Annotated in this window: 15 protein-coding genes; 14 read left to right on the top strand and 1 reads right to left on the bottom strand. The window is 47.8% G+C overall.

Going from position 1 to position 14,066, the window contains the following annotated elements; translation table 11 throughout:
• The first annotated feature begins 4 nt into the window (after window positions 1–4).
• The 13 genes from WFI24_RS31925 to WFI24_RS31865 all read left to right on the top strand — a co-directional run bounded on the left by WFI24_RS31925 (window position 5) and on the right by WFI24_RS31865 (window position 12,505).
• A complete protein-coding gene (locus tag WFI24_RS31925; protein ID WP_336765835.1) occupies window positions 5–955 on the top strand; it encodes a peptidyl-prolyl cis-trans isomerase in 951 nt (316 codons plus the stop codon).
• Window positions 956–1,303: 348 nt separating this feature from the next.
• The gene (gene cysK, locus WFI24_RS31920) at window positions 1,304–2,242 is read left to right on the top strand and encodes a cysteine synthase A (RefSeq protein WP_145326541.1); all 939 of its coding nucleotides are present in this window, start codon (window positions 1,304–1,306) and stop codon (window positions 2,240–2,242) included.
• 139 nt (window positions 2,243–2,381) lie between these two features.
• Window positions 2,382–3,995 carry an anthranilate synthase component I family protein gene (locus WFI24_RS31915; protein ID WP_336765834.1) on the top strand — a complete coding sequence of 538 codons (1,614 nt, stop codon included), beginning with the start codon at window positions 2,382–2,384 and terminating at the stop codon, window positions 3,993–3,995.
• A 50-nt stretch (window positions 3,996–4,045) separates the two neighbouring features.
• The gene (gene pabA / locus WFI24_RS31910; protein WP_336765832.1) at window positions 4,046–4,621 is read left to right on the top strand and encodes an aminodeoxychorismate/anthranilate synthase component II; all 576 of its coding nucleotides are present in this window, start codon (window positions 4,046–4,048) and stop codon (window positions 4,619–4,621) included.
• A gap of 1 nt (window position 4,622) precedes the next feature.
• Window positions 4,623–5,507 (top strand): aminotransferase class IV, encoded by an 885-nt coding sequence (locus WFI24_RS31905; protein WP_336765828.1) that lies wholly within the window; start codon window positions 4,623–4,625, stop codon window positions 5,505–5,507.
• Window positions 5,504–6,367 (top strand): dihydropteroate synthase, encoded by an 864-nt coding sequence (folP, locus tag WFI24_RS31900; protein WP_336765827.1) that lies wholly within the window; start codon window positions 5,504–5,506, stop codon window positions 6,365–6,367. The genes WFI24_RS31905 and folP overlap by 4 nt, the downstream gene beginning before the upstream one ends.
• Before the next feature lie 115 nt (window positions 6,368–6,482).
• Complete coding sequence (gene folB / locus WFI24_RS31895; protein WP_062838071.1) at window positions 6,483–6,845, top strand: dihydroneopterin aldolase; 363 nt, start codon at window positions 6,483–6,485, stop codon at window positions 6,843–6,845.
• Window positions 6,846–6,854: 9 nt separating this feature from the next.
• The gene (folK, locus tag WFI24_RS31890) at window positions 6,855–7,403 is read left to right on the top strand and encodes a 2-amino-4-hydroxy-6-hydroxymethyldihydropteridine diphosphokinase (protein ID WP_336765823.1); all 549 of its coding nucleotides are present in this window, start codon (window positions 6,855–6,857) and stop codon (window positions 7,401–7,403) included.
• Window positions 7,364–7,558, top strand: a complete 195-nt coding sequence (locus WFI24_RS31885) for a helix-turn-helix domain-containing protein (protein WP_440131322.1) — start codon at window positions 7,364–7,366, stop codon at window positions 7,556–7,558. Before folK ends, WFI24_RS31885 begins: the two co-directional genes overlap by 40 nt.
• A 91-nt stretch (window positions 7,559–7,649) precedes the next feature.
• Window positions 7,650–8,669 carry a tRNA dihydrouridine synthase DusB gene (gene dusB / locus WFI24_RS31880; RefSeq protein ID WP_145326548.1) on the top strand — a complete coding sequence of 340 codons (1,020 nt, stop codon included), beginning with the start codon at window positions 7,650–7,652 and terminating at the stop codon, window positions 8,667–8,669.
• 251 nt (window positions 8,670–8,920) lie between these two features.
• Window positions 8,921–9,400: a transcription elongation factor GreA gene (gene greA, locus WFI24_RS31875; protein WP_336765822.1), complete on the top strand. Its 480-nt coding sequence runs from the start codon at window positions 8,921–8,923 to the stop codon at window positions 9,398–9,400.
• A 116-nt stretch (window positions 9,401–9,516) separates the two neighbouring features.
• Window positions 9,517–11,028: a lysine--tRNA ligase gene (lysS, locus tag WFI24_RS31870; protein ID WP_336765821.1), complete on the top strand. Its 1,512-nt coding sequence runs from the start codon at window positions 9,517–9,519 to the stop codon at window positions 11,026–11,028.
• 139 nt (window positions 11,029–11,167) lie between these two features.
• Window positions 11,168–12,505, top strand: a complete 1,338-nt coding sequence (locus WFI24_RS31865; protein WP_336765819.1) for a TrkH family potassium uptake protein — start codon at window positions 11,168–11,170, stop codon at window positions 12,503–12,505.
• 84 nt (window positions 12,506–12,589) lie between these two features.
• Here WFI24_RS31865 and WFI24_RS31860 read toward each other — a convergent pair whose 3' ends face one another.
• Entirely contained in the window at window positions 12,590–13,180 is a 591-nt protein-coding gene (locus tag WFI24_RS31860) for a TetR/AcrR family transcriptional regulator (RefSeq protein WP_336765818.1), read from the bottom strand.
• An 87-nt stretch (window positions 13,181–13,267) separates the two neighbouring features.
• On the opposite strand from WFI24_RS31860, the gene WFI24_RS31855 reads away from it, so the two are divergent.
• A complete protein-coding gene (locus WFI24_RS31855) occupies window positions 13,268–13,819 on the top strand; it encodes a hypothetical protein (protein ID WP_336765817.1) in 552 nt (183 codons plus the stop codon).
• The last annotated feature ends 247 nt before the right edge of the window (window positions 13,820–14,066 follow it).

The raw sequence follows: 14,066 nt of genomic DNA, 5'->3' as shown, positions 1-14,066 counted from the left end.
CGGAATGACAAGACAGGAAAAAGGGTTGTGGACTGCCGTAATTGTCTTGACACTGGGCATGCTGGTCATGGGTACAGTGATGGCCATGCATGGTCTCAGACAGGGTAAAGACGAGACAGATGCATCCCATGATGCCAATACGGAAGAAGGAAGCGCCGTAGCGACAATCAACGGGGAAGTCATCACGGACAAGGAGTGGACCGACGCGCTGAAAAGACGTTACGGCAGTGAGTTGTTACTTCAAATGCTGAATCGTAAAGCTGTGTATGCCGAGGCAATTGAACGCAAGCTGATTGTCACTCCCCAAGAGATCGCAAGGGAACTGGCTGCCGCGATGGAGGGGTACGATTCAGAAAAATCGTATTTTGACGAAATGAAGTCCCAATTAGGCCTGTCAAAACAGGAGCTTGAGTTGGAAGCCGGATATAGGCTGCTGCTTGAGAAAATCGCCACGATCGGCATACAGATCAAAGATGCAGATATTGAGCATTACTGGACCGAACACCGTGAGGATTACGTTTCTCCTGAGAAATATGATTTGTCCATCATCGTAGTAGAGGAAGAAGAGGAAGCGGATTCCTTACTGGAAGCGTTGGAGAATGGTGAAGACTTTGAAGAAGCTGCTCGCAGGCTATCGACAGACAGCTTCTCTCGTGAAGCTGGTGGGAGGCTGGGATGGATTGAGCGGAATGATCCATTCCAGCCTGAAGAAATTCTTCAACTCGCTGCGGAACTGGATGTTGACGATATTGCCGGTCCTGTTCGAGTAGAGGCGGGCTATGCGATTATCAGACTCAATGATATAGAAGAACGCCAAGTGCAGTCGGCTGAAGAAGTTCGTGAGGAAATTCGAATGCAGCTGGCTCTGAGTCAGGCTGATCCGTTACCGCAGGTAGAGCAAATGCTGCGTAACAAGTATGAAGCCGTGATCCTGTCTGAGATTCCTGCCTCCTGAATTCCATTCGCAAGGATTGTCTCGTCCTGCTGCATCTTGATAAAAGTACTCTGTCTGCGGTCCTAGGGCCTAAGGCAGAGTATTTTTTTTGAGTACTCATATTGACAATAAGGGTTAACGTTGATAAGATGAAAATAATCAAATACCTACTCGTTTACTCGGATATAAAAGATTTAATGATGAACAAAGAAACTTTCGGAAACCTCCGCCCTGTCTAGAAAACTTAGCAGTAAGGGATAGGATCAACAGGATTTCCGCAGTTCTTCTATAGCATCCAGAGGCTATCGGCCGCACAGTATAATGTAACAGGACTTAAGTATTACTCATCCCACTAAGGAGGGCATTCATATGGCTAAAGTAGTTAATAACGTAACAGAACTCATCGGAGGTACTCCGCTTGTTCGTCTGAATCGTATTGTACCTGAAGGCAGTGCTGAAATACTCGTGAAGCTGGAGTATCAGAATCCAGGTTCAAGCGTGAAAGACCGTATCGCAATTAGTATTGTGGAAGAAGCGGAAAAAGAAGGCAAGCTGAAACCAGGTGATACCATCATCGAAGCAACAAGTGGTAACACGGGAATTGGACTCGCGATGGTGGCTGCAGCCAAAGGCTACAAGTCTGTTATTGTAATGCCTGAGACGATGAGCTTGGAGCGTCGCAACTTGCTTCGTGCGTATGGTGCTGAGCTTGTGCTTACACCGGGAGCCGAAGGTATGAATGGTGCTGTTAAGAAAGCCGAAGAATTGCTGAAGGAAAACCCATCTTATTTCATGGCAGAGCAATTTAAAAATAAAGCCAACGTGAAGATCCACCGTGAAACGACTGGCCCTGAGATTGTTGACGCGATTCAATCCGTGGGCGGTACGTTGGATGCTTTCGTTGCAGGAATTGGTACAGGCGGAACAATCACAGGTACGGGCGAAGTGCTGAAAGAAGCTTTCCCTGGCGTTAAAATTGTTGCAGTTGAGCCAGCAGCTTCGCCAATTCTGGCGGGTGGCAAACCAGGTCCTCATAAGATTCAGGGGATTGGTGCCAACTTTATCCCTGAGATTCTGGATCAGGAAATCTATGATGAGATCATTCACATTGAGAATGATGATGCATTCGAGACAGCTCGCCAGGTAGCGAAGGAAGAGGGCATTCTGTCCGGGATCTCTTCCGGTGCAGCGATCCGCGCCGGTCTTCAGGTTGCCAAACAGCTGGGTGCAGGCAAACGTGTTGTCGTAATCGTGCCAAGTAACGGTGAACGTTACCTCAGCACACCGCTCTACAACTTCGAAGCCTAAGCCTACAAATGTCAAAGTTAATCCTCCCTGCCCGCATGACGGGTACGGAGGATTTTTGGCGTAATGCTTTTAAAAGGAGCGGCGCTTTAGTATACTATCAGACAATAGAACTAGCGAAGATGGAGGGCGGCACACCGCAATGACACACCTGATGACAACATACGCCGACTGGCTGGATTGGGCTGGCCAAGGCTGGACCATGATGCCCTATATCACGAAGTCGGATGAGGGGCCGTATCATGGCGGTTTACCGTTATCGTGGGAGGCAGCCTGGCAGCAGGCGTCACCATACGCAATTGTGCTGGAGAATGGCAAAGGCGGGAGATATACATTTCTGGGGCTGGACCCCGTATCCGTTATTTCTGGTAAAGGTCAAGAAGCGGTTATTCATGATGTGACGCAGGGAACCACATCGACGGACAGCGGCAAGCCACTTGATGTATTGAAGAGATGGACAGCCCCTTACAGCGCACCCAAGGTTACTGGAGCTCCAGACTTTGGGGGTGGATATGCAGGTTATCTCAGCTACGATATAGCGAGAACGTTGGAGAAGCTTCCAGATTTGGCTGAAGATAACCCGGCTCTGCCGGATTATTGGTGGATGCGTTTTGAGGAAATATGGGCGTACGACCATGAGCAGCAGGCACTTTTCTGCATGGTTCATCTGCCTATAGAGCCTAACCGGAACGAAACCGATATCCGTAGCTTATATGCAACGGCAGAAGCACGAGCGACAGCGATGCAGCAACGTTGGCTTCATATTATGGGATTCGCACAGGCCGAGGAACAGCAGCAGGCACTGGAACGTCGCAACAAGCGGGTCAATCGCATCCCGCAGCCTGAAGATGCGGAAAGAGAATCCGAAGGGTGGGAGACCTCCTTTCCCCAGAATGACTTTGAACAAGCTGTACGCACGGTACAGGAATATATCAGGCAGGGTGATGTGTTCCAGGTGAACTTGTCCTTGAGACAGGAAAAGCGGCTTCGTTCGAGCGCTGAGCATATTTATGAGTGGCTACGTCTCGTGAATCCATCACCGTATATGGGCATGCTGCGCAGTCCTGATTTCCAACTGGTAAGCGGCTCTCCCGAACTACTGGTGAAGGTGGAGAATGGCAAAGTCAGCGCACGTCCCATCGCAGGGACCCGAAGAAGGGGCCGTGACGAAGCAGAGGATAAGGCTATGGCAGATGAACTGCTGGGCAGTGAGAAGGAACGGGCGGAGCATATTATGCTGGTCGATCTGGAACGTAACGATATCGGGCGGATTGCAGCCTACGGTTCAGTTCATGTGCCTGAATTGATGACCATCGAGAAGTATTCCCATGTCATGCATCTTGTTTCCCAAGTGGAAGGTAGTCTGGCCGAAGGGTTATCGGCATTTGATGTGATCGCTGCGACATTCCCGGGTGGAACGATTACAGGAGCGCCCAAAGTCCGCACCATGGAGATTATCGAGGAACTTGAGCCTGTTCGGCGTGGACCTTACACGGGTTCCATCGGTTGGATGGATTACAGTGGGAATATGGAATTGAACATTGTCATTCGTACGCTTGCCATCAAGGATGGTATTGGCTATGTACAGGCCGGTGCAGGGATTGTCATTGATTCCGATCCATATCGGGAATACAAGGAATGCCGCAACAAAGCAAGAGCGATGATGAGAGCTGTGAACTACAGCGAGGAAGCGGAAGCAAGCAGAGCTGTCGAACAAGACCAAGCGGAACGAACGGAAGCCGTTAAACTAAATTAAAATGAAGCAACCGTCACTTGCGTTGACGGAAGATGAGGAGGAGCAGGCATATGATACTGGTTATCGATAATTACGATTCCTTCACGTACAACCTGGTTCAATATCTGGGTGAACTGGGTGAGACGGTGGAAGTTCGCCGCAACGATGAGATTGATCTGGCAGGCATAGAGGTACTGGCACCTGATCATATTCTGATCTCTCCGGGCCCGTGTACACCGAATGAAGCAGGCATTAGTTTGGCAGTCATTGATCACTTCAAAGGAAGCATCCCGATCTTTGGTGTGTGTCTGGGTCATCAGTCCATTGGACAAGCATTTGGCGGTAATGTCATCCGTGCGGAGCGCATGATGCACGGCAAAACATCCGAGATGCACCACAATGGAACATCGGTATTTGCCGGATTGCCATCTCCATTCACAGCTACCCGTTATCACTCCCTGATTGTGGAGCGCAGCAGCTTGCCTGACTGCCTGGAGATTACAGCGGAGACAACTGAAGGTGAGATTATGGGTTTGCGTCACAAAGAATATGCGATTGAAGGTGTTCAATTCCACCCGGAATCCATTATTACAGACCACGGACATCAGATGCTTCGCAACTTCTTGTCCCAACAAGTAAAGGTATAACATGCAATATGCCGCGATAAACGGAGAGTTGGTCAATATGGCGGCGGCCGTGGTTCCTGTAACGGATCACGGCTTTTTGTACGGACTTGGATTGTTTGAGACGTTTCGAACGTATCAGGGCGCCCCTTATTTGCTGGAACGGCATTTGGAGCGGATGGCTTCAGGGTGTGAGGAACTGGGCATTCCTTTTACAACGACCGCGGCAGAGGTGACGGATTGGATTCAACGTCTCATGCATGCAGGGGGACTTCAGGATGCCTACGTGCGTTACACGGTATCAGCGGGGGAAGCGCCGTTAGGCTTACCTTCTGGTGACTATACGAAGCCCAATCATATTGTACTGGCAAAAGCATTATCTGAACCCTCTCCCTCTTTATATGAGAGTGGCAAAATGCTCCAACGCTTGTCTACCCCCCGCAACACGCCCGAAGGAGAAGTGCGGTTCAAGTCGCTGCATTACATGAACAGCATTCTGGCGAAACGGGAGCTGAACCAGTACGGGCAGTATGTGCAGGGTGCAGAAGGGCTACAATTAACCCGCGATGGTTATATAGCTGAAGGGATCGTCAGCAATATATTTTGGACACGGGAAAAAGTACTCTACACGCCAGCGCTCTCAACCGGAATTCTGCCGGGCATCACTAGAGCTGTAGTAATGGAGATTGCCTCGCAGCAAGAATTCGCCTGCATCGAAACGCTAGCTACGTGGGAGGACCTCCTTCAAGCAGATGAAATATTTCTAACAGGCTCGGTTGCAGAATTGGTTCCAGTTACGACTCTGCGGGATCAGGGCGGAGCAGAAACGACAATAAGCAACGGACATATAGGCCCAGTTACAGCAGTCCTTCTGGGTATGTACCGGCAGAAAGCGGGGTATACTTCATGACACTCACACCGATCATCTATGAACGGAAATATGCATGGGGGCCAGCGGAGTTGAAGCTGGGTGCAAGAACACAGATTATGGGCATTCTTAACGTCACGCCTGATTCGTTCTCGGATGGTGGACGTTATACCAGCGTGGAGCGGGCGGTTGCCCATGCCAAGCAGATGATGGAAGACGGTGCTGACCTGATTGATATCGGTGGGGAATCTACCCGACCCGGATCAGAGGTAGTCAACGCCGATGAAGAGCTTAGCCGGATTATTCCTGTTATTGAAGCACTGCATCAGCAAGCCCCGCATATTCCAATATCCGTAGATACGTACAAGGCCGATGTTGCGCGTCAGGCCATTCTGGCTGGTGCCCATATCATTAATGATGTGTGGGGTGCTAAGGCCGACCCGGATATGGCTCGCACAGCAGCAGAACTGGAATGTCCCATTATTCTGATGCATAATCGGCAGGATCGGAATTACACCAATTATCTAAGTGATGTCGTCAGCGATGTGCAGGAGAGTATACAGATTGCGCTGGAAGCTGGCGTAAAAGCAGATCAGATTATCCTGGATCCGGGCATTGGTTTTGTGAAGGATCTCGGAGAGAATCTGAAGCTCATGTCATCGCTCGGTTTGCTCAATGAAATGGGATATCCCGTTCTGCTAGCCACTTCACGCAAAAGATTCATCCAAAACACCCTGGATGTCGGTTCGGATGATGCGCTGGAAGGAACAGCTGCGACCGTTGCGTTTGGCATTGCCCAAGGCTGCCAAATGGTCCGGGTTCATGATGTGAAGTCGATTCGGCGGACGGCAGACATGTGTGATGCTATGTTATATATTTCTCCGGGTCTACGGAGGAAATAATACTGGCGGGTCTGAGTGACCCGTTCAGTAGAAGTGCAACGTTTTTCAAAGGTAAAGCAAAAGGTATCTTCAAATAGAGAACTATTTCAATATATATAGAGGGCAGGCGGATCGTATGGATAGAATGGTGTTGCACCGTATGGAGTATTACGGATATCATGGCGTTTTTGCAGAAGAACGGAAGCTTGGGCAGCGGTACTATATTGATCTGGAGATCGATATGGACCTGAGTGAGGCTGGACGTAACGATGATCTGACCAAAACGATCAACTATGCGGAGATCCATGAGCTGGTAAAACAGATTGTTGAGAATAAATCATTCCAGTTAATTGAAGCTTTGGGCGAACATATTGCATCTTCTTTACTGGACACTTATACTATTATCAATGCATTGACAGTCAAGGTGACGAAGCCACATCCGCCATTCGATATCCATTTTGAGGGCGTAACGGTAGAGCTTCGCCGCACAAGAAAGTGAGAACCGATCATGATTGCACATTCGACCTCTGAATCTTCAGAGGCTTATATTGCTTTAGGGGCCAATTTGGGTGACCGCGAACAGACGCTGCTTGAGGCATTGTCTTTGCTGGATGAGCAACCGCATATATCCGTTCTGCGCTGTTCTGCACTATATGAGACGGAACCTGTAGGATATGTAGATCAGCCTGCGTTTCTGAATATGGCAGTCGCTGTACAGGCGATGCTGACACCGGAGCAGTTGCTCACGGAATTATTGGATATCGAGAACCGACTCGGCCGTGTTCGTGATATTCGTTGGGGACCGCGCACCGTTGATCTGGATCTGCTTTGGATGCACGGTGAGACGCGAGATACTGAATTGCTTCAATTGCCTCATCCCCGTATGGGTGAACGGGCCTTTGTGCTGGTGCCACTGTCGGATATCGTACCGCAGGGCGAGGAGTCAGGTTTGTATACCTTTGTACACTCATCGTTGTCTGTACTGGATGGAAAGGATGGAATACAGCTTTGGAAAACATGCAATTGGCCAATCGAATCCGGGCATTCCGGAAGCTGAAAGGTTTAACACAACACGAACTTGCTGCCGAGACAGGCATCTCGCTAGCCATTCTGGGAACCATTGAGCGGGGAAACCGTAAGGTATCACAGCAAGAGCTGGATCGAATTGCTGGAGTGCTGGCAATCAGTATCGAGGAGTTACAGGGCAGGTAGAGCGTTCGTTTTCGTCATGTTACAACAAAGACACTAATCGATCTTTAATCGTTGATTTATACAGAATTAAAAAAGGAGTGGAACAACTACCGTGCTTAAAATTGGTGGCATTGAAATGAAAAACCAGGTCGTACTTGCGCCGATGGCTGGCGTATGTAATCCGGCTTTTCGTTTGATCGCAAAAGAATTCGGAACAGGCCTCGTATGCGCGGAGATGGTAAGTGGTAAAGCCATCGTGCATGGCAACCAGCGCACACGTGAGATGCTGTTTGTAGATGAACGTGAGAAACCGCTCAGCCTTCAGATTTTTGGGGGAGATCGTGATTCCCTCGTAGAAGCAGCCAAAATTGTGGACCAAGAAACCAATGCAGACATTATCGACATTAACATGGGATGCCCCGTGCCAAAAGTGACGAAGTGTGATGCAGGCGCACGTTGGTTGCTTGATCCGAACAAAATCTACGAGATGGTATCCGCTGTAGTGGACGCAGTTGAGAAGCCGGTGACGGTCAAGATGCGTATTGGCTGGGATAATGAGCATATCTTCGCAGTTGAGAATGCGCTCGCGGTTGAACGTGCTGGTGGACAGGCGGTAAGTGTACACGGCCGCACGCGGGAGCAGCTATACACAGGCACAGCGGACTGGTCACATATCAAGGATGTAAAAGAGGCTGTCTCTATTCCAGTGATCGGCAATGGTGATGTCCATACACCAGAGGATGCACGCCGTATGCTGGATGAAACGGGTTGTGACGGAGTTATGATTGGGCGTGCCGCCCTGGGTAATCCATGGATGCTGTATCGTACCATTCAATACTTAAGCACAGGTGAATTGCTTCCTGACCCGAATGGGGAAGAGAAGATCCGTGTTGCCATCCTGCATATGGATCGCCTGATCGCACTGAAGAACGAGACGGTTGCCGTACGCGAGATGCGCAAACATCTGGCTTGGTATTTGAAAGGCTTGAAAGGATCTGCTCGCATCAAGGACGTTATTATGGAAGGTACCAAGCGCGATGAGATGGTACAGATTCTGGAGAACTTTGTGAGTCAGCTGAAAAGCGAAGGTAATTTGGAGTCAGAACCGGTAATCACCGGAAATGCATCTTAACCATAAACACATTCGTAAAACGTTTACAGCTGTAGGGGGGCGTAACATTGACTTTTCGAGATCGTTCCCCTATAATTTCTCAGTATAAATTCGCCATGTGCGTTAATAAGGCTATAGCATCAGGAGGAATATTCTATTTCTCTGGAGAACTTCATATAGTTTTGAAGATGTATGCGGGCGGAGCTATGTAATAAGCACTGATTCCGTTGCCGTACAATCAAATTATTCCCACGACAGGAGAATCGGTTGAGATGAGCGACAAGGAAGTTATCCTTACACCAGAAGGACTCAAGAAGCTGGAAGAAGAATTGGAAACATTGAAATCAGTGAAGCGCCGCGAAGTGGCTGAACGGATTAAGGTAGCCATCGGGTATGGAGATATCAGTGAAAACTCTGAATACGAAGACGCGAAGAATGAGCAAGCTTTCATTGAAGGACGTGTAATCACGTTGGAGAAATTGCTTCGTAACGCGCGGATTATCAACAGCGATGAGATCGATACTGATGTTGTAAGCGTCGGGGCAACCGTTACTGTAGAAGATTTGGAATTCGGAGACATCACGGAATATACCATTGTAGGTACTGCGGAGTCGAATCCGCTTCAAAACAAAATTTCGAATGAGAGCCCTGTAGGCAGAGCCATTCTGGGCAAGAAAACAGGTACTGTTGTTGATGTAAGTGTGCCTGCTGGCGTAATTCAATATAAAATTATAGACATTAAAAAGCTATAGCAACGAAGCAGTTGGGCACGGTAAACAAAAGCTTCCTTAGGGAAGCTTTTTCAACATTTGAGGAAGAGCGTCCTCTCGCGATGCCTGCAATGTAAATAAGGAGATGAATACAGATCATGACGGATGAAGTCTTGAATCAGGAAACCGAACTTAGCGAGCTTTTACAAATTCGCCGTGACAAATTGGACGAGCTCCGCAAATTGGGAATCGACCCTTTTGGCCAAAAATACGTACGTACCGAAGAAGCCGGCTCCATTCTGAAGAAGTATGAAGAACTGACCAAGGAAGAGCTGGAAGAGAAGCACATCGAAGTCAGTATTGCCGGACGGATTATGGCGAAGCGGGGAATGGGTAAAGCAAGCTTCGCACACATTCAGGACCTGAGCGGCAGAATCCAGATCTATGTTCGTCAGGATACCGTGCCTGAAGACAAGTATGCGGCATTCAGCCTGCTGGACCTTGGCGATATCGTTGGGGTAACTGGCGTGATCTTTAAGACCAAAACAGGTGAAACTTCTGTCAAAGTTAAAGATCTTGAAGTACTGTCCAAATCGCTCTATCCGCTTCCGGATAAATTCCATGGTCTCACGGACGTAGAGCTGCGCTACCGTCAGCGTTATGTTGACCTGATCATGAGCCCGGACGTACAACAGACCTTCATCGCACGTTCCAAAATCATTCAATCGATGCGCCGTTATCTCGATTCCCTTGGATATCTGGAAGTGGAAACACCTACGTTGCATACCATTGCAGGAGGGGCCGCAGCACGTCCATTCATCACGCATCATAATGCGCTGGATATGGAACTGTACATGCGGATTGCGATTGAACTTCACCTGAAACGTCTGATTGTAGGCGGACTGGAGAAGGTATACGAGATCGGTCGTGTTTATCGGAACGAAGGTATGTCCACACGCCATAACCCGGAGTTCACGATGATTGAATTGTATGAGGCATATGCCGACTACAAGGATATTATGCAATTGACGGAGAACCTGGTTGCTCATATTGCACAGGAAGTACTGGGTACACAAGTGATCCAGTATGGAGATTATGAAGTAGATCTTACTCCGCAATGGCGTCGTGTTACGATGGTGGATGCAGTTAAGGAAGTTGTGGGCGTTGACTTCTCCGTACACATGACGGATGAGGAAGCACATAGCTTGGCGAAGGAACATAAAGTTCCGGTTGAAAAACATATGACATTTGGTCATATTTTGAACGCGTTCTTTGAAGAGTTTGTGGAAGAGACGTTGATTCAGCCGACTTTCATTACGGGGCACCCGCTTGAGATTTCACCTCTGGCGAAGAAAAACGATGTAGATCCGCGTTTCACGGATCGCTTCGAGTTGTTCATCGTTGGACGCGAGCATGCGAATGCATTCACAGAGCTGAATGATCCAATCGATCAGCGTCAGCGCTTTGAAGCACAGATGCTGGAGAAAGAGCATGGGAACGACGAGGCTCATGAGATGGATGACGACTTCATCCGTGCACTCGAATATGGTATGCCACCAACAGGTGGACTGGGAATCGGAGTGGATCGCCTGATCATGCTGCTGACCAATTCTCCGTCGATTCGTGACGTACTGCTCTTCCCGCACATGCGCCCTCGTACGCAAGACTAAATAAGGAACGTAGAATACGTTCATAATAGAAGAGGAACCTGCCGTTCAGTATCATGCTGGGGCAAGTTCCTCTTTAGGTTTACATAGGAGGATCTATTGAGTTTAACCTGTTCGTATTTTGTTAAAAGAGGTGCCCTTCATGAAGTTCAGGCTTCACTTTGCCAAGTTCATATCCCCTCCATTAATCCTGGTCGGCGGTTTCCTGCTTATTATTGCGATTGGAACAGTGCTCCTCATGTTGCCGATCTCTAACCAAAGCGGTGAGCATTTGGCGTTTATTGATGCTCTCTTTACATCGACCTCTGCGGCATGTGTGACTGGATTGGTCGTTGTGGATGTAGGGACGACGTTTAATTTGTTTGGTCAGATCGTCATTATGGTGTTAATGCAGCTCGGTGGACTCGGCTTTATGACTATGGCTACTCTCTTTGCGCTAGTATTGGGCAAGCGAATCTCGCTCAAGGACAGGCTGTTGCTCAAAGAAGCCATTAATGCAGACAGTATGGAGGGGATTGTACGCATTATCCGCAAAGTATTGATTTTCTCCTTTACCATTGAAGGGGTGGCTGCTGTCATATTGGCGCTGCGCTGGGCAACGGAGATGCCGTTTGGTCAGGCTATATACTATGGAATATTTCATTCCGTTTCCCTGTTTAATAATGGCGGATTTGATCTGTTCGGCAACAGCTTCCAATACTACACCGGAGACTGGATATTCAATGTGACCGCTTCTGTGCTCGTTATCTCTGGTGGACTTGGATTTGTAGTATTGAATGATCTGTTCGAATATCGTAAACGCCGCCGTCTATCCCTGCAGTCCAAACTGGTGCTGTCTGTATCGGGGGCACTGATTGGTATAGGAGCGATTGTGTTGTTTGTTTTCGAATTCACCAATGGACATACGCTGGCCTCACTTACTTGGAGCGAGAAGATCTATGCATCCTTCTTCCAGTCTGTCTCCACACGTTCGTCCGGAACAAGTACAATCGATATTACAGAGATGAGGCAGGCTACCCAGTTCTTTTTCATCCTGTTGATGTTTATAGGGGCTTCACCGGGATCGACCGGGGGCGGAATCAAGACGACTACATTCCTGATTATGATTGGTGCGGTGTATGCCATGATTCGGGGAAATAAGGACATCGTCTTTTTCCGCCAACGTGTTCCGAAGGAGCTGCTTATGAGAGCATTGACCATTATTATGGTTTCTCTGATCATATTTATGATCGTGGTGATGCTGCTACTTACGACAGAGGATGCGCCATTCCTTTCACTGATGTTTGAAGCTGCATCGGCAATTGGCACCGTCGGACTTTCCGTAGGTGTTACTGATGAATTGACCAATTGGGGAAAAATCATTATTACCTTTACCATGTTTGTAGGTCGGATTGGGCCATTAACTATCGCGTATGCCCTACGTCCGCGCAAAGAGAAGAAACTGTATCGTCATCCGGAGGGCCGGATTATTATCGGATAAAAAGAAAAACCGTCAGACATTCAGAACTAACTCCTGTTAACGTAACGGGCATTAGTCACAACGAATGGACTGCGGTTTTTTTGTTTAGCGGCATAAGGAAGCAAGATGCAAAGTGAGGACATCGTCCATGAGCTTGGCATTCATCTGATCCGGTCTAAGCACGGTATGTATGCCTAAGCCATCCACCAGTGCATATAATCTCTCGATCTCCAGTTCTTTGTCCAGATCAGGTCTGGACAGATCGAGCTTAATCAGGTAGGTGATAACAGAACCTACAGCTTTTCTAAGTTCATCATACACGGTATTAGCAAGTTCTTTGAGTGTAGGATCGGTTTTCGATCTGGCTGTAAAAGCATACCACACCTCCATTTCGGCCAGTTTTTCTTCCGTGTTTGGTAAGAATTCGAGCAATAGGCGCTTCATATTGTCCATGGGAGAGCCGGTGAAGGACATTTGTTGGACTCGATGAGACACCCGTTCAGATACCAAATTCATGGCATATAGTAGTAGTTCCGATTGAGTAGAAAAGTAGTGACGCATCGAACCGACCGAAATTCCAGCTTCATCAGCGATATTCCGAACAGAGGCTTGTTCCATGCCATCTCTTCGTATAATACGCCAGGCTGCCTCGGCTACGAGCATACGCTGTTTATCGTGATCAACAATTTTAGGCATAGGTATATTATATCACTGTTGATTATTATAGTACACACGTGCTAAATTATATTTAATACATTTGTATCATAAAAAGGAGGGGCTGATATGATTGGTTATTTCATTGTAGGTTGTGAAATTGCCTTTTGGGTGTTTGTATTTGGGGGACTGAGTGTCAGGTATCTTCTTGGTATGAAGCGGTTAGGTATCGGTTTGTTAATGGCGACGCCGGTTGTCGATCTGTTATTGCTGGTAGCTACAGTTATGGATCTACAGCGAGGAGCTACAGCAAGCATGATTCATGGTATAGCTGCGGTGTATATAGGAATAAGCATTGCTTATGGTCATCAGATGATCGCTTGGGCGGATCGATATTTCCTATATTGGTTCAAGGGCGGGGAGAATCCTCGCAGCAAAAAGTTATATGGCAGAGAACATGCGAGTCGTGAGCGTAGTGGATGGTTTAGACATCTATTGGCTTGGGCTATAGGAAGTGCTTTTCTATTCGCCATGATATGGTGGATTGGTGATACTGAACGTACGGCTGTTTTCTATAATCTGATTAAAGTGTGGGGAATGATACTCGGTATCGATTTTTTGATAAGTTTTAGCTATAGTTTATGGCCACGAAAGGTTCCAGTCGGAAATGTTAAACAATAAAAAGTTAGGTCGGCGTGCATACGAACTTGCTAAGTAGGGAGAATACCGTATGTACGTCCGTATTAGATCAAACCGATTGTTAATATAGTTTTTTAAAAAGACTTGCAATGTAAATCTGTACATGGTATATTCTAATTCCGGCCAAGAAAACACGGTTCACACGGTGCGGCAAGCGAAACGGATAAGCTTCGAAAGAAACTTAAAAAAAGAGCTTGCAAAGTTGGTTCGGATGTGATAAGATATAAAA

It is taken from the genome of Paenibacillus sp. USHLN196 (assembly GCF_037144955.1).
Lineage (GTDB): Bacteria > Bacillota > Bacilli > Paenibacillales > Paenibacillaceae > Paenibacillus > Paenibacillus xylanexedens_C.
The sequence above is the reverse complement of the archived record's forward strand: the minus strand, read 5'-3'. Positions and strand labels throughout refer to the sequence as shown.